General features: G+C 74.4%; 13 protein-coding genes and 1 riboswitch. Of the genes, 5 read left to right on the top strand and 8 right to left on the bottom strand.

Annotated features, from left to right (window positions below; all coding sequences use genetic code 11):
* Positions 1-51 precede the first annotated feature (51 nt).
* Both OG982_RS25055 and OG982_RS25050 read left to right on the top strand, forming a co-directional pair.
* Complete coding sequence (locus OG982_RS25055) at positions 52-1338, top strand: amino acid permease (RefSeq protein WP_266949970.1); 1287 nt, start codon at positions 52-54, stop codon at positions 1336-1338.
* Positions 1339-1393: 55 nt separating this feature from the next.
* Positions 1394-1834, top strand: a complete 441-nt coding sequence (locus tag OG982_RS25050) for an SRPBCC family protein (RefSeq protein ID WP_266782956.1) — start codon at positions 1394-1396, stop codon at positions 1832-1834.
* A 182-nt stretch (positions 1835-2016) separates the two neighbouring features.
* Here OG982_RS25050 and OG982_RS25045 read toward each other — a convergent pair whose 3' ends face one another.
* Together OG982_RS25045 and OG982_RS25040 are read right to left on the bottom strand one after the other, a co-directional pair.
* Positions 2017-3600 (bottom strand): RNA polymerase sigma factor, encoded by a 1584-nt coding sequence (locus tag OG982_RS25045; protein ID WP_266782958.1) that lies wholly within the window; start codon positions 3598-3600, stop codon positions 2017-2019.
* 214 nt (positions 3601-3814) lie between these two features.
* Entirely contained in the window at positions 3815-4576 is a 762-nt protein-coding gene (locus tag OG982_RS25040) for a class I SAM-dependent methyltransferase (RefSeq protein WP_266782960.1), read from the bottom strand.
* A 47-nt stretch (positions 4577-4623) separates the two neighbouring features.
* Positions 4624-4720, top strand: a riboswitch (ZMP/ZTP riboswitch).
* 136 nt (positions 4721-4856) lie between these two features.
* Between OG982_RS25040 and OG982_RS25035 the strand changes: the two genes are divergently transcribed.
* Entirely contained in the window at positions 4857-5702 is an 846-nt protein-coding gene (locus OG982_RS25035) for a bifunctional 5,10-methylenetetrahydrofolate dehydrogenase/5,10-methenyltetrahydrofolate cyclohydrolase (protein WP_266791727.1), read from the top strand.
* 146 nt (positions 5703-5848) lie between these two features.
* Here OG982_RS25035 and OG982_RS25030 read toward each other — a convergent pair whose 3' ends face one another.
* From OG982_RS25030 to OG982_RS25020, 3 genes are all read right to left on the bottom strand, one after another.
* Entirely contained in the window at positions 5849-6877 is a 1029-nt protein-coding gene (locus tag OG982_RS25030) for an MBL fold metallo-hydrolase (protein ID WP_266782962.1), read from the bottom strand.
* Positions 6877-8103: an aminotransferase class I/II-fold pyridoxal phosphate-dependent enzyme gene (locus OG982_RS25025; protein WP_266782963.1), complete on the bottom strand. Its 1227-nt coding sequence runs from the start codon at positions 8101-8103 to the stop codon at positions 6877-6879. Before OG982_RS25025 ends, OG982_RS25030 begins: the two co-directional genes overlap by 1 nt.
* A 115-nt stretch (positions 8104-8218) precedes the next feature.
* Entirely contained in the window at positions 8219-8791 is a 573-nt protein-coding gene (locus tag OG982_RS25020; RefSeq protein ID WP_266782965.1) for a TIGR03086 family metal-binding protein, read from the bottom strand.
* Positions 8792-8990: 199 nt separating this feature from the next.
* Between OG982_RS25020 and OG982_RS25015 the strand changes: the two genes are divergently transcribed.
* A complete protein-coding gene (locus tag OG982_RS25015; protein WP_266782967.1) occupies positions 8991-9863 on the top strand; it encodes a methyltransferase domain-containing protein in 873 nt (290 codons plus the stop codon).
* Between the two features lie 75 nt (positions 9864-9938).
* Here the strand turns inward: OG982_RS25015 and OG982_RS25010 are convergent, their stop codons facing one another.
* From OG982_RS25010 to OG982_RS25000, 3 genes are all read right to left on the bottom strand, one after another.
* Entirely contained in the window at positions 9939-11906 is a 1968-nt protein-coding gene (locus OG982_RS25010; protein ID WP_266782969.1) for a DUF5107 domain-containing protein, read from the bottom strand.
* Positions 11907-11999: 93 nt separating this feature from the next.
* Positions 12000-12899 (bottom strand): arginase family protein, encoded by a 900-nt coding sequence (locus tag OG982_RS25005; protein ID WP_266782971.1) that lies wholly within the window; start codon positions 12897-12899, stop codon positions 12000-12002.
* A 4-nt stretch (positions 12900-12903) separates the two neighbouring features.
* Entirely contained in the window at positions 12904-13482 is a 579-nt protein-coding gene (locus OG982_RS25000; protein ID WP_266782973.1) for a GNAT family N-acetyltransferase, read from the bottom strand.
* On the opposite strand from OG982_RS25000, the gene OG982_RS24995 reads away from it, so the two are divergent.
* The gene (locus OG982_RS24995; protein WP_266949253.1) at positions 13476-14246 is read left to right on the top strand and encodes a hypothetical protein; all 771 of its coding nucleotides are present in this window, start codon (positions 13476-13478) and stop codon (positions 14244-14246) included. The genes OG982_RS25000 and OG982_RS24995 overlap by 7 nt on opposite strands.
* The last annotated feature ends 35 nt before the right edge of the window (positions 14247-14281 follow it).

Raw genomic sequence — 14281 nt, 5'->3', positions numbered from 1 at the left:
GCGACGACAGAGCCCGCGGCGAGCCCGCACGCCCGCCGTTTCGGCCTCCCCATCGCGACCTGTCTGGTCATGGGCAACATCATCGGCGGCGGGATCTTCCTGCTGCCCGCCTCGGTCGCCCCCTTCGGGACGATCAGCCTGGTCGCCTTCGGGGTGCTCACCGCCGGTGCGATAGCCCTGGCCCTGGTCTTCGGCCGGCTCGCCGAGCGCCACCCGCAGACCGGTGGCCCGTACGTCTACGCCCGCGCCGCGTTCGGGGACTTCGCCGGATTCCTCGCGGCCTGGAGCTACTGGATCACCGCCTGGGTCTCGAACGCGGCCCTGGCCGTCGCGGCCGTCGGCTACCTCACGGTGCTCTTCCCCGCCGCGGGCGCGCACAAGTGGTCCATGTGCCTGGCCGCGCTCGCCGTGCAGTGGCTCCCCGCGCTCGCCAACCTGGCGGGCACCCGCTACGTGGGCGCGGTGCAAGTCGTGGCCACCGTACTGAAGTTCGCCCCGCTGCTGCTGGTGGCCGTGGGCGGGCTGTTCTTCTTCGACCCCGCCAACCTCGGCCCCTTCCGGGCCACGGACCAGAGCGCCGTCGGCGCCGTCTCGGCGTCCGCCGCGATCCTGCTCTTCAGCTACCTCGGCGTCGAGTCCGCCACCGTCAGCGCGGGCGAGGTCCGCGATCCGGCCCGCAACGTCGGCCGGGCGACGATCCTGGGCACGGCGGGCGCGGCCGTCGTCTACCTGCTCGGCACCCTCGCCGTCTTCGGCCTGGTCGCCCACGACCGGCTGGTCGACTCCACCGCCCCCTTCACCGACGCCGTCAACGCCATGTTCGGCGGCACCTGGGGCGGCACCGTGGTCGCCTGCGCCGCCGTGATCTCGATGCTCGGCGCCCTCAACGGCTGGACGCTGCTCAGCGCGCAGACCCCGTACGCCGCCGCCAAGGACGGGCTCTTCCCCAAGGCCTTCGAGACGAAGAAGCGCGGCGTCCCCGTCGTCGGCGTGGTCGTCACCGTCGCGCTGGCCTCCGCCCTCACCGTCTACAACTACACGGCCGGCACCCAGGGCGTCTTCGAGAGCCTGGTCCTGATCACCACCTTCACGGCGACCGTCCCCTACCTGCTCGCCACCGCCGCGCAGATCTACTTCCTGCTCTCCGGGCAGCGCGAGCGCGTCCACACCGGCCGGCTGGTCCGCGACGGCGTCCTCGCCGCCCTCGCCTTCGGCTTCTCGATGTGGCTGGTCGCCGGCTCCGGCTACGCGGCCGTCTACCAGGGCGTGCTGTTCCTCTTCGCGGGCGTCCTCTGCTACGCCGCGATGTCCGCGCGCAGGGCCCGCGCAACCGCTTGACCTGCGCAGTAGCGTGGAACCAGGGGAACGAGGCAGTGGGCAGTAAGGGGTCGCCATGTCCGCGATCAGAGAAAGCATCGAGATCTCCCGGAGTCCGCAGGACGTCTACGCCTACGTGACGGACCCCTCGCACCTTCCGGAGTGGCAGGACAGCGCCGTCTCCGCCCGCCCGCTGGACGGCGCGCCCCTCCACCTCGGCTCGAAGGTCGCCCTCACCCGCCGGATCGGCAGGCGGCGGTTCCCGATGACCATGCAGGTCACGGAGTTCGACCCGCCGCGGAGCTGGCGCCTGCACGGGCTCGACGGCCCGGTACGCGGCGACGTCCGGGGCACCATCGAACCGCTCGACGGGGGCCGGCGCTCGCGCGTCACCCTCGACCTCGACTTCGAGGCCCACGGCATCGGCCGGGCCCTGGTCCCCTTGGTGGTCAGGCCGTACGCCCGCAAAGAGATGCCGAGGAACGAGGAGAAGCTCAAGCACCTGCTGGAGCACTGAGAACCAGGTGCGGATTCCCTCCGCAGGCGCCGGTGCCGGTGCTGGTGCTGGTGATCACGGACGGGTGGACCGGCACCCTGCGGATCCGGCGCGAGCGCGCCTGTCTGGTTCCGCAGGGTGCCTCCCTGCCGTTCACGCCCCCCGGGGCCGGTGTTCCGGCTGACCTGGGGGCGCGGGCCGGCTTAGTCGAGGTAGTCGCGCAGCACCTGCGAGCGCGACGGGTGGCGCAGCTTCGACATGGTCTTGGACTCGATCTGGCGGATGCGCTCACGGGTGACCCCGTACACGCGGCCGATCTCGTCCAGGGTCTTCGGCTGGCCGTCGTTCAGGCCGTAACGCATCGAGACGACGCCCGCCTCGCGCTCCGAGAGCGTGCCCAGGATCGACTGGAGCTGCTCCTGGAGGAAGGTGAACGACACGGCGTCGGCCGGGACGACCGCCTCGGAGTCCTCGATGAGGTCACCGAACTCGCTGTCGCCCTCCTCACCCAGGGGGGTGTGCAGGGAGATCGGCTCGCGGCCGTACTTCTGGACCTCGATGACCTTCTCGGGGGTCATGTCGAGTTCCTTGCCCAGCTCCTCCGGAGTGGGCTCCCGGCCGAGGTCCTGGAGCATCTGGCGCTGGACACGGGCCAGCTTGTTGATGATCTCGACCATGTGGACGGGGATGCGGATGGTGCGCGACTGGTCGGCCATGGCGCGCGTGATCGCCTGCCGGATCCACCAGGTCGCGTACGTGGAGAACTTGAAGCCCTTGGTGTAGTCGAACTTCTCCACGGCGCGGATCAGGCCGACGTTGCCCTCCTGGATCAGGTCCAGGAAGAGCATGCCGCGGCCGGTGTAGCGCTTGGCGAGCGAGACCACGAGGCGGAGGTTGGCCTCCAGCAGGTGGTTCTTGGCGCGCCGGCCGTCCTCGACGAGGATCTCCAGCTCGCGCTTGAACGCGGGCTTGTGGTCATCCTCCTCTTCGAGCTTGTACTCGGAGAACAGGCCCGCCTCGATGCGCTTGGCGAGCTCGACCTCCTGCTCGGCGTTGAGCAGGGGCACCTTGCCGATCAGCTTCAGGTAGTCCTTGACCGGGTCGGCGGTGGCACCGGCCACCATGACCGTCTGGGCCGGGGCGTCGTCCTCGTCGTCGTCGGACAGCACGAAGCCCTGGGTGCCGCCGGCCTTGGGGGCCTCTTCCTCGACCTCGTCGGCCAGGTCCTCGGCCGCCCAGTCCTCGCCCTCGACGACGGGGGTCTCGCCCTCGTCGGCGTCCTTGGCGGTGGTCTTCTTGGCAGCCGTCGTCTTCTTGACGGCGGTCTTCTTCGCGGCGGTCTTCTTGACCACGCGCTTCTTCGGAGCGGCGGCGTCCGTGTCCTCGGACACGTCGGCGCCGACGGTGTCGGCAGATATCGCCGCGGCGGCGGCGACCGGTGCGGCCGCGGCCGCGGTCTTGCGCGCGCCGATGGGGCGGGGCGCGGCGGCGGCCTTCTTGGTCACGGTGCGGGCAGGCGCGGCGGCCGCCTTGCGGGGCTTCTTCGCGGCAGCCTTCGTGGCGGGGGCGGCGCTGACGTGCAGGGCGACGCCCTCCTCGTCCAGGACCTGGTTCAGGCTGCGCAGGACCCGCTTCCACTGGTCCACCGGGATGCGGCCGGCCTCGAAGGCCTGGCGCACGTCGTCACCGTTGATGTGACCCTGCTCGCGGCCGCGCTCGACGAGCGCGACGAGGGCCTCCGATTCGGCGATCTCCGGAGGGAACGTACGGGACGGGCTGAGCGACACAAGGAGCCTCTCGTTGCGAACAGATAAGGGGTGGGCGGGACATCATCGCGCGAACTCGGGAAACAGACCCGAGGGGGGTCTGTATTCCGGGGCCGCGCGAGGACACCTGTCGGTTCATCGCATGCCCGAGTCGATTCGTTACGCGCTGAATTGAGTGACCTGCGCCACGCTGTGGCCGCGCAACCGATCCGGCGTGGATCCGTCCGCCCCGCGGTCAGCCCGTTTTGCGGGCCTCGATGAGGAAGCGGGCGGTGTGCGCGATGAACGGACCTTCGCGTTCGATCTGTTCATGCAGCTCGCGCAACCGGTCCCGGTACTGCCCGACCGTGAAGCCGGGCACCATCCAGATCACCTTCCGTAGAAAGTAGATCACGGCTCCGATGTCGTGGAACTCCGTCCGCAGTCGCTCGGAGCGCAGATCGACCACTTCGAGGCCCGCCCCGGCGGCGTCGGCGGCCGCGTCGTCGGGGTGCCGGCCGCGCCGGACCTCCTCGGGCTGCGGGCCCAGGAAGTACTCGACGAGCTCGAAGACGCTCGCCGGACCGACCTGCTGCGAGAGGTAGGTGCCGCCGGGCGTGAGGACGCGGGCGATCTCGTCCCACCAGATCGTCACGGGGTGCCGGCTGATCACCAGATCGAAGGACTCGTCGCCGAAGGGCAGCGGCGGCTCGTCGGTGTCCGCGACGACGACCGCGCCGAGCGGGTGCAGCAGCCGGGTCGCCTTCGCGATGTTCGGCGGCCACGACTCGGTGGCGACCGTCAGCCGGGGCAGGGTCCCCGCCCCTGCGAGCACCTCGCCGCCGCCGGTCTGGATGTCGAGGGCGGAGTGGACCCGGGCCAGACGCTCGGCCATGAGTCTCTGGTAGCCCCAGGAGGGGCGCTGCTCGGTGGCGCGGCCGTCGAGCCAGGAGAAGTCCCAGCCGTCGACGGAGACGGATTCGGCTTCGGCGACGAGATGGTCGAAAGTGCGCGTCATGTCTAGATCGTCCCAGGTCGGGCGCCGGTCATCCACCGGATATGGTGGATGCGGGCCGTGACTGGCGTTCGGGTGGATCACCACCGGGGAGCGGCCCGGCGTACGCCGTGCGTACGTCCACTGCCGCGCGCCTGGGCGAAACCGCGAACCGCGATCACCGATCCGAGATCCGCAGCGACGCTCAGGAGACCCCATGACGACCGTCCAGTCCATCCCGCAGCCCCAGACCGTGTCCGAGTCCGCGTCCGCGTCCGCCGAGCCGGGGCGGACCGCCCGGCTGATGGACGGCACCGCCCTCGCCCGCCGCATCTCGCAGGAGACCGCTTCCCTCGCGGCGAAGATCACCGAGGCCACGGGAACGGCTCCGTGCCTGGCCACCGTGCTGGTCGGCGAGGACCCGGCGTCGGTCACGTACGTGAAGATGAAGCAGAACCGCTGCGCCAAGGCCGGGATCACCTCGCGCCACGTGGAGCTGCCGGCCGAGACCACGACCGAGGAGCTGGTCGCCGCGATCACGGCGCTCTCCGAGGACCCGGAGATCAGCGGCATCCTGCTCCAGCACCCCGTCCCGCACCACATCGACGAGCGGGCGGCCTTCGAGGCGATCGCGCCGGGCAAGGACGTCGACGGGGTCACGATGCACTCGTTCGCCGCCATGGGCTTCGGCCTGCCGGGCTTCGTCTCCTGCACCCCCGGCGGCATCATGCGGCTGCTGGAGGCCTACGACGTGGACCTGACCGGCAAGCACGCCGTCGTGGTCGGGCGCAGCGCGATCCTGGGCAAGCCGGCCGGGATGCTGCTGCTGGAGCAGAACGCCACCGTCACCTACTGCCACTCCCGCACCGTGGACCTGCCGTCGATCGTGCGCCAGGCGGACGTGCTGGTCGCGGCCGTCGGCAAGGCCGAGTTCATCCGGGGCGAGGACATCAAGCCGGGCGCGGTGGTCCTGGACGCCGGGTACAACGAGGGCAACGTCGGCGACGTCCACTTCGAGTCGGCGGCGGCGCGGGCCTCGCTGATCACCCCGGTCCCGGGCGGGGTCGGCCCGATGACGATCGCGGTGCTCCTGGAGCAGACCGTCCGGGCGGCGGCCGCTCAGGCCGGGCTGGACCTCGCCACCCTCTGACGCGGGACCGGGGGACGCGGGGCGGGCCTTCGGCCGGGGCGGGCCGGGCTGAGCCGGCGCGGGCCGTCACAGGCCGGCGCCGGCCGTCACAGGCCGGCGCCGGCCGTCACAGGCCGGCGCCGGCCGTCACAGGCCGGCGCCGGCCGTCACAGGGCGCGGGAGCTGCCGATGGGGAGGTCCCAGAGGGCCTCGCGGGGCAGGCCCGCGCGGGACCAGGCGGCGCGGACGCGGTGGAGCGGCTCCATGACCGGCTCGGCCGACAGGACAAAGGTCGCCCAGTGCATCGGGGCCATCCGCCGCGCGCCCAGGTCCAGGCACGCCCGCACCGCCTCCTCCGGATCGGCGTGCACGTCCCGCAGCCACCACCTCGGGGCGTACGCCCCGATCGGCAGCAGCGCCAGGTCGATCCCCGGGTGGCGGCGCCCGATCTCCGCGAACCAGTGCCCGTACCCGGTGTCGCCCGCGAAGTAGACCTGCCGGCCCGCGCCCCGTTCGTCCGTCAGGATCCACCCGCCCCACAGCGTCCGGCAGGTGTCGATCAGCGACCGCTTCGACCAGTGGTGCGCCGGGACGAAGTCGAACCGTACGCCGCCCAGCTCGGCGGACTCCCACCAGTCCAGCTCCGTCACCCGCGTGAACCCGCGCCGCCGGCACCAGCGCCCGACCCCGGCCGGGACGAACAGGGCCGTGTCGCGCGGCAGCCGCCGCAGCGTCGGCGCGTCGAGGTGGTCGTAGTGGTTGTGGCTGATCACCACCGCGTCGACCGGCGGCAGGTCCTCCCACCGCACCCCGACGGGCGTCATCCGAGCCGGTGTCCCCAGGATGCGCCGGGACCAGACCGGGTCGGTCAGGACGGTCAGCCCGCCCAGCCGGAGCACCCAGCTGGCGTGCCCGGCCCAGGTGACGGACACCGCGCCGGGGGCCGCCTCCGGGAGCGGAGCCGGCTCGTACGGCAGGTCGGGGATGCCGCGCAGGCCCTCGGGATCGGGCCGGAAGGCGCCCTCGCGGGCGAGCCGGGCGAAGGCCCGGACGCCGGGCAGCGGGGTCGTCAGTCGGTCGGCGAACGAGCGCGGCCAGTGCCGGATCTCCCCCGGCGGCCGGGTGACCGGCTCGGGCCGCGTCGCCGGCCGCCGCGCCACGGCGCCACGGGCCGGCGTCTGCGTCCGCTCCCCCATCAGGACAGCCCGGCCAGGACCGACCGCAGGCGCTCCAGCGAGCCCCGTACGTGCGGGAGGTCCAGCGGGTCGCGCGCCGTCAGCGCGGCCAGCCGCTCCCCCGGGGTCGCGCCGAGGAAGGGCCCCGTCGACAGCCGGACCCGCAGCGCGACCGGTTCGTCCGCGAACCGCTGCCCGCCGGGCGTCGGCGCGCCGAGCCGCGCGCCGAGCCAGTCCTCCAGCTCCATCGCGTCGCCCACCCCGTGCCGGGCCAGCCCCGCGCGCAGCGGGCCCAGGTCGGCGTACAGGTGGCGGCCTGCTTGAGGGGGCCGCGCGAACGCGCCGACGGCGAGCAGCTCGCGGTGCACGGCGGCGGCCACCGCGCCGTGCAGGGCGGCCGCCGCGTAGGCGCGTCCGGCGACCGCGTCGGGCTCCTCCAGGGCGTGCGCGGCGGCCGCGGCGACCGGGCCGGCGACGAGCGCGCCCGTCGCGGTGAGCACGTCGAGGGTGCGGGCCCGCAGCCAGGTCCCGCGCGGGGTGCCGGGGAAGCGGGCGACGGCGGCGGGCCACCCGGCGGGCAGCAGCGCGCCCGCCAGGTCGACGAGTACGGCGGCCCGGTCGGGGAGCATCTCGGCGGGGCTCAGGACGAGGGTGTCGTGGGGCCGGTGTACGGTGTCGCGCCAGCTCTCGTCGCTGACGACGAACAGATCGGCGTCGGCGGCGGCCTCGCAGGCCTCGCGCAGCAGCTCGGGCGGCGGCACGGTCGCGGTCGGGTCGTCGGCGACCGAGAGCAGCAGCACGCGCGGGTCGCCGCCCTCGGCGCGGACCCGGCGGACGGTCTCCAGCAGGGCGTACGGGTCGGGGACGCCGCCGCACTCGGCCGGGGTCGGCACGTGGTACGCCCGCCGTCCCAGCAGCCGGACCTGTGGCGTCCACCAGGCGGGACAGGGCCGGGGCAGCATGACGTCGCCCCCGTAGGCGCCCAGCAGCGCGAGCAGCAGGGCGGGCGCGCCGGGTCCGGCGGCCACGTTCTCGGGGGCGGTGGCGAGCCCGCGCCGCGCCCAGTGCCGGCAGGCGGCCTCCCGTACGGGTTCCCCGCCGCCCGGGGGCTCGGGGACGGCCTGCCGGGCGGCCTCGGCGAGGACGGCGGCGAGCTCGGGCAGCACCGGCAGGCCGGGCTCGGGCGCGGGTGGGCCGTAGCGGACCGGGCCACGGCCCTCCGCCACCGTGCGCTGCGTCCCCTCCACGGTCCTCCCGCCTTCCGCGCTCGTCGGACTCCGCCAGACCTGCCCTTTATACGATTTTTCGCCATGGCATGCCCGTTGTCGTCCGCCCGGGGGTGCGACCAGGAGAGCCGCCCGCTCAGCCCTGCCGGCCCACCATCGCCAGCAGCCGGGTCTGCGCGTTCGCGCCCGCCGGCACCTCCAGCGGGGCGGCGAACAGTCCGCTGGCCGCGAGCCCGTCCACGTAGGGCATGACCTCCTTGATGGCGAACTCCACGAGCCCGTCCGGCAGCCGCTCCTCGGCGCCGATGGCCCGCGAGAGGTCCCAGGTGTGGACGACGCAGTCGGCGGTCAGTTCCGAGCAGTAGGCCCGGCCGAGCGCGGGCCCGTAGGAGAGCCTGACCGTGCGGTCCAGCGCCCCGGGCGCGGTGAACGCGGCCCGGGCGGCGGCCGCGGCCCGCTCCCAGGTGGCGGCCGGGTCGTCGCCGAGCCGGTCGCCGGAGAGCGAGTCGCCGATGTCCTCGACCGTGCGGCCCTCGCTGACGAGCGGCGGGATCCAGAGCTGCTCGCCCGTGACGTGGTTGACGAGTTCCCGCACGTTCCACTCCGTACAGGGGGTCGGCAGGTTCCACTGGGCGGCGCCGACGGCGCGCACCCGCTCTCCGAAGAGGGCCAACGCGGCGGCGTGCTGTTCGAGCAGCGTGTCCGGCACGGGTCTCACCGTCCTCTGCCGTGGTGTTCTCCCCCGGGGCCCACTGTCCTCGCACCGCTTTCACCCTGCCACCGGCCCGGACACTGCCCTTGCCGCAGCGGGATGGTGTCCACATGTCAAAACGCATATCTCACATGGCGATCGAATCCCCTACCGTGATCACCACGCCGGGAAACACTTCGACGAGGAGGAGTCACCCATGGACGCCAGGGATGCCGGGGACGTCGCGGACGCCACGCACGCCGGGGACGCCGCGCACGCCGCGCACGAGACCGCCGTCTACACCCACGGCCACCACGAGTCGGTCCTGCGCTCGCACCGCTGGCGCACCGCCCGCAACTCGGCCGCGTACCTGATCGGCGAGCTGCGACCGGGCATGACGGTCCTGGACGTGGGCTGCGGCCCGGGCACCATCACGGCGGATCTGGCGGACCTGGTGTCCCCGGGCGGCCGGGTCACGGCGGTGGACGCCGCCGAGGACGTGATCGAGCAGGCCCGCGCGTACGCGGCGGAGCGGGGCGTGGCCAACGCGGAGTTCGCGACGGCGGACGTGCACGCGCTGGACTTCCCGGACGACTCCTTCGACGTGGTCCACGCCCACCAGGTGCTCCAGCACGTCGGCGACCCGGTACGGGCGCTGCGCGAGATGCGCCGGGTGTGCCGGCCGGGCGGCGTCGTGGCCGTGCGGGACGCGGACTACGCGGCGATGACCTGGTTCCCGGCAGAGGCCGGGCTGGAGGAGTGGCTGGGCCTGTACCGCCGGGTGGCCCGCGCCAACGGCGGCGAGCCCGACGCCGGCCGCCGGCTGCGGTCCTGGGCGCAGGCGGCCGGCTTCACGGAGATCGCCTGCTCGGCGACGGCCTGGTGTTACGCCACGCCGGAGGAGGTCTCCTGGTGGTCGTCCCTGTGGGCGGACCGGACGACGGCCTCCTCGTACGCCGCGCTCGCCACGGCCGACGGCCATGCCACCCCGGCGGGCCTGGCGGAGATCGCCGAGGCCTGGCGCTCCTGGGGTGCCCGGCCCGATGCCTGGTTCTCGGTCCTGAACGGCGAGATCCTGTGCCGCGCCTGACACCGGGCCCCCACGGGCAGTCCCGCGCGCCGTCGCCGAAGCCGAGGCGGCGGCCCACGGCCGACGGGCCGGCGGCTAACCCGGTGGGCTCATGCGGAAGTTGTACGCCTGCGGCAGCGGGCGGTCGGTGAGGGAGGACCAGACCTCGGCGAGGACCTCCTCGCCCTCGCGCAGGTCCGGGAGCTCGAAACCCTCCTCGAACACCCGCCGGGCCGCGCCGACATGGCCCTCCGCCGCCAGCAACCGGGCGGCGAGCAGCCGGAACCGGCCCTGTTCGCGCAGGGCCGGCCGGAGCCGGTCCCAGACCGCGCGGGCCTGCGCCGGCCGCCCGGCCGCGAGCAGGGCCGTCATCGCCTCCCGCCCCAGCGCGGACTCGGCGGCCGTCCAGGCCTCGCCCCCGCGGCTCTCCTCGGCCAGGTCCGCGAACGCCTCCGCGTAGCCGTCGGCCGCCCGCTCCGGGTCCCCGGCCACCGCCTCCGCCAGCGCCAGGCACCGCAGCAGCGGCCACCGCGAGGGCGCCAGCGCCAGCCCGCGCTCCCAGCTCCGTACCGCCTGCGCCACGTCCCCGGCGTGCCACTGGGCCACGCCCAGGTGGTACTCGGTCAGCGGATCCGCCCGGGCGGTCTCCAGCATGTCCCGCCAGTGCGCGGCCACCAGGGTCGGCCCCGGCGGGACGACGCGCCGGGGCGTCGGGAAGACGCCGGTCCGCCACAGTTCGAGCCAGGGGGCCTGTTCCGGGCCCAGCCCTGCCTCCTCGAACGGCGTGCCCGGCAGTTTGTGCCCGCCGCACAGCACCTCCAGCGCGCCCCAGCCCGAGCCCGCCGCCAGCCGCTCCCCGGGCTCGGTGTCGGCGCTCCCGCGCCAGGCCTCGTACGCCGCGTCCACCCGCTCGCGCGGCAGAGCGGCGTCCAGGGCCACCGAGGCCGCGCCGCGCGCCGCCGGCCAGTCGGCCCCGTGCACCGCCGCCGGATCCGCGGCCAGCGGCCCGTACGCCTCCAGCCAGCTGAACTCCGCCCCGCCCTCCAGTCGTACGTGCTCCAGCTGGGTCCGGGCCAGCCCGGCCTGGATCTCCGCGTAGCCGCCGGTGCCGGGCTCGGTCAGCCACTCCTGCCAGCGCCGGCCGCCCTCGCCCGCGCCCCAGACGAAGAGCTTGCGGCCGCGCAGCCGCGCCGTCGAGGTCTGCGCCAGCCCGTGTCCGTCGGCGTCGAGGGAGGCGATCCAGGGCCGCTCCCCGTCGCGCACCTCGTAGAAGAAGTCGGCCGGGTACGCGCTGCGCGGCGGGTACGTGCGGTCCGCGCCCTCCCAGTCCGGTACGGGGATCCGCCGCAGCGAGCGCTCGTACCCGAAGTGCCAGGCCTCGTCGGCCGGGGCGAGCACCCGGGTGCCGGAGTCCTCGGGGACGGCGGTGTTGGACCACCAGTACACCGGTGCGGGCCGCTCGTGCGGGTTGCGGACGCGGACGCCGACGTAGAGGAACTCCGAGCCCTCGGGCAGCCACAGGTCCACCTGGAACGGCAGGTCGCGCAGCCGCTCCCACTCCCACAGCCGCACCATCGCGCCGCCGTCGGGCGCGGGGACGAGCGCGGCGTGCAGGGGGGCGCAGGAGAGGGTGGTGTGGCCGGTGGCGCCGATGTTCCACTCGATGCCGCCGGAGAACCAGGCGCCGTTGAGCGCGAAGTTGGCGGGCTGGAACACCGGGTTGCGGTAGAGCAGTTCCCGGCCGGTCGGGAGGTGGACGAGCGAGTGCACGCGGCCGCCGAGGCCCGGGAGCACGGTGGCCCGCAGGTGTTCGTTCTCGATGACGACCGCGTCGACGTCCCGCTCGGCGCGGGCCCGCCCGTAGCCGTCCCGGACTCTGGCGGGGAGCAGCGAGCGCAGCGGCTCGTACCCGATCTGACGTGCCATGTCGCGCGGCAGGCCGGCGCGGGAGCGCTCGTCCAGTACGTGGACGCCGTCGGGCGCGCGGAGGGCCGGCAGCGGGTTGTCGGGGCCCAACACGGCGGCGGGCAGGGTCAGTACGGCGCGGCGGACGGTGGTGGCCATGAAGGAATGGAACACGCCGTACCGGTCGCTGCACAGGGGTTCCGCGGATCACCACCGGTCAGGATTGCGCAAAGCCCTGGCCCCGGCCGAGCCCTACGCGAGCGCCCCCGCCACCAGGTCGGCCAGCAGCGCCCCGGCCCGCAGGTCGGGATCGAGGTCCGGGTCGTAGATCGTGACGTTGAGGCCGACGCACCGCGGGGAGCCCACCAGCACGGCGAGCAGTTCGGCCAGTTCGCCGGGGAGCAGCCCGCCGGGGTCGGGGCTGTCGACCGCGGGCATCACGGCCGGGTCCAGCACGTCGGCGTCCAGGTGGACCCAGAACCCGGCGGTGTCCGGCGGGTGCAGCCCGTCCAGCGCGGCGCGCGCCACCTGGGCCGCGCCGCGTGCGCGGATGTCGCCGACGGTGGCCGCCGTCATCCCGGCCGCGCGCAGCTCCGGCAGGTCCTCGTCGCCGTCGCGCAGCCCGAAGAGCCGTACGTCCTGGTCCCGGAGGTAGGGCCGCAGCCCCTCCAGGTCGGTGAGGTCGGCCTGGCCGCGGCCGGTGGCGAGCGCGAGCTCCTCGCCGCCGGCGGCCCCGACGGGCCCGTTGACCGCCTCGTTGCCGGGGTGGCGGAAGTCGGCCGAGCCGTCGATCGCGGCCAGCCCGTACCGCCCGAGGCGGCGCATGGCGAGGGAGGCGCCGAGCTGGATCGAGCAGTCGCCGCCGAGGACGACGGGGAACTCCCCGGCCCGCAGGTGCGTCTCGATCCGGTCCGCGAGGGCGACCGTGTACGCGGCGAGGGGAGCGGCGTGGAAGACCCCGTCGCCCTCCTTCCAACTGCCGCGGTCGTAGCGGGGCGGCACGACGACCCCGCCCTCGCGGGCGCCGAGACGGCTCAGCAGGCCTTGCTCGCGCAGGGCGCCCGCCAGTTTGTAGACCCCGGGGACGGTGCCGGGCGCGGGCGGGCGCAGGCCCAGGTTGGACGGGGCGTCGAGGAGCACCAGGCTTCGCATCCCCTCATCCTGCGCGATCGGCGCCCCCGGGACCAGACATTTCGGCGGTGATCGCCCAGCGTTCGTGGTCGCGCCAGGCCCCGTCGATGTACAGGAAGTCCGGCGAGAGCCCTTCCAGCCGGAAGCCCCGGCCGCGGACCAGGGCGATGGACGCCGTGTTGCCCGGCTGGACGTTCGCCTCCAGGCGGTGCAGCCCGAGGCCGCCGTCGTCCGCCGGTGCGAACGCGTGGCCGAGCACCAGCCCCAACGCCTCGCGCAGCAGCCCGCGGCCCGCGGCGTGCGCGAAGGCCCCGTAGCCGAGCGCCCCGCAGCGGAAGGCCCCGTGCACGATGTTGTTCACGTTGACGAACCCGGCGATGGCCCCGGTGGCCCGCTCGCAGACCAGGTACCCGGCCCGGGTCCCGTCCTCGATCAGCCGGGTCGCGTAGGGCTCGTACTCCTCGACGGTGGTGGGCGGGAACAGCCACGGCCGGTGCAGGTGCCGGCTCTCGTGCGCGTGAGTGGTGAATTCGGGGCCGTCGGCGAGCCGGAAGGGGCGCAGCCCGACCCGCTCGCCCTCCGCGAGGTAGCTGACATATGACATCGCCCCAGGCTAGGGCGTATGACAAGCTCCTCCGTGTGATCATCAACCCGGACACCGAAGATCTCCTGCACTCGGCGGCACGCAACAACGCCGAGTGGTGCGCCGCGGTCAGCCGCGACGGCGGATTCACCGAGGCCGCCTGGACCAGCGCGCGCCGCACCCCGCCGTACTACCCGGACGCCGTGACCCTCACCCGGGACGCCTCGGCCACGGCCCTGCTCGCCGCGGTGGACACCGAAGCGCCCGGCTGCTCGGTCAAGGACAGTTTCGCCATGCTCGATCTCGGCCCGGCGGGGTTCGAGGTCCTGTTCGAGGCGCAGTGGATCCACCGCGCCGCCGTCACCCCGGCCGCGGTCCCGGCCGCGGTCCCGGCCGCGGTGCCGTCGCTCCGCTGGACCCGCGTCGTCACCGCCGGGGAGCTGGTCGCCTGGGAGCGCGCCTGGGACGGCGAGGAGAGCACCGGGCTCTTCCACCCCGGGCTGCTGGCCCCGGAGTTCGCCTTCCTGGCCGGCCACGACGGCGACGGCCGCGTCCTCGCCGGGGCCGCCGCGCACCGCACCGGCGCGGTCGTCGGGATCTCCAACGTGTTCTCCGCGCCCGGCACCCCACCCGACGAGGCCTGGACGGGCAGTCTCGCGGCCCTCGCCGCCCTCTGGCCCGGCCTGCCGCTCGTCGGCTACGAGTCCGGCGACGACCTCACCACCGCCACCCGCCACGGCTTCACCCCGATCGGCCCGCTCCGGGTGTGGCTGCGGGGCGCGTAGCGGAGCGGCTCACTGTCCACCGCTCACGACTCACC

The organism is Streptomyces sp. NBC_01551, from assembly GCF_026339935.1.
GTDB lineage: Bacteria > Actinomycetota > Actinomycetes > Streptomycetales > Streptomycetaceae > Streptomyces.
The sequence above is the reverse complement of the archived record's forward strand: the minus strand, read 5'-3'. Positions and strand labels throughout refer to the sequence as shown.

Bases quoted from the DNA above. Each gene is read 5' to 3' on its own strand.
- OG982_RS25050 (WP_266782956.1), top strand. From the start codon at position 1,394: ATGTCCGCGATCAGAGAAAGCATCGAGATCTCCCGGAGTCCGCAGGAC.
- OG982_RS25040 (WP_266782960.1), bottom strand. From the start codon at position 4,576: ATGACGCGCACTTTCGACCATCTCGTCGCCGAAGCCGAATCCGTCTCC.
- OG982_RS25035 (WP_266791727.1), top strand. From the start codon at position 4,857: ATGGACGGCACCGCCCTCGCCCGCCGCATCTCGCAGGAGACCGCTTCC.
- OG982_RS25030 (WP_266782962.1), bottom strand. From the start codon at position 6,877: ATGGGGGAGCGGACGCAGACGCCGGCCCGTGGCGCCGTGGCGCGGCGG.
- OG982_RS25015 (WP_266782967.1), top strand. From the start codon at position 8,991: ATGGACGCCAGGGATGCCGGGGACGTCGCGGACGCCACGCACGCCGGG.
- OG982_RS25010 (WP_266782969.1), bottom strand. From the start codon at position 11,906: ATGGCCACCACCGTCCGCCGCGCCGTACTGACCCTGCCCGCCGCCGTG.
- OG982_RS25005 (WP_266782971.1), bottom strand. From the start codon at position 12,899: ATGCGAAGCCTGGTGCTCCTCGACGCCCCGTCCAACCTGGGCCTGCGC.
- OG982_RS24995 (WP_266949253.1), top strand. From the start codon at position 13,476: ATGACATCGCCCCAGGCTAGGGCGTATGACAAGCTCCTCCGTGTGATC.
- OG982_RS25000 (WP_266782973.1), bottom strand. From the start codon at position 13,482: ATGTCATATGTCAGCTACCTCGCGGAGGGCGAGCGGGTCGGGCTGCGC.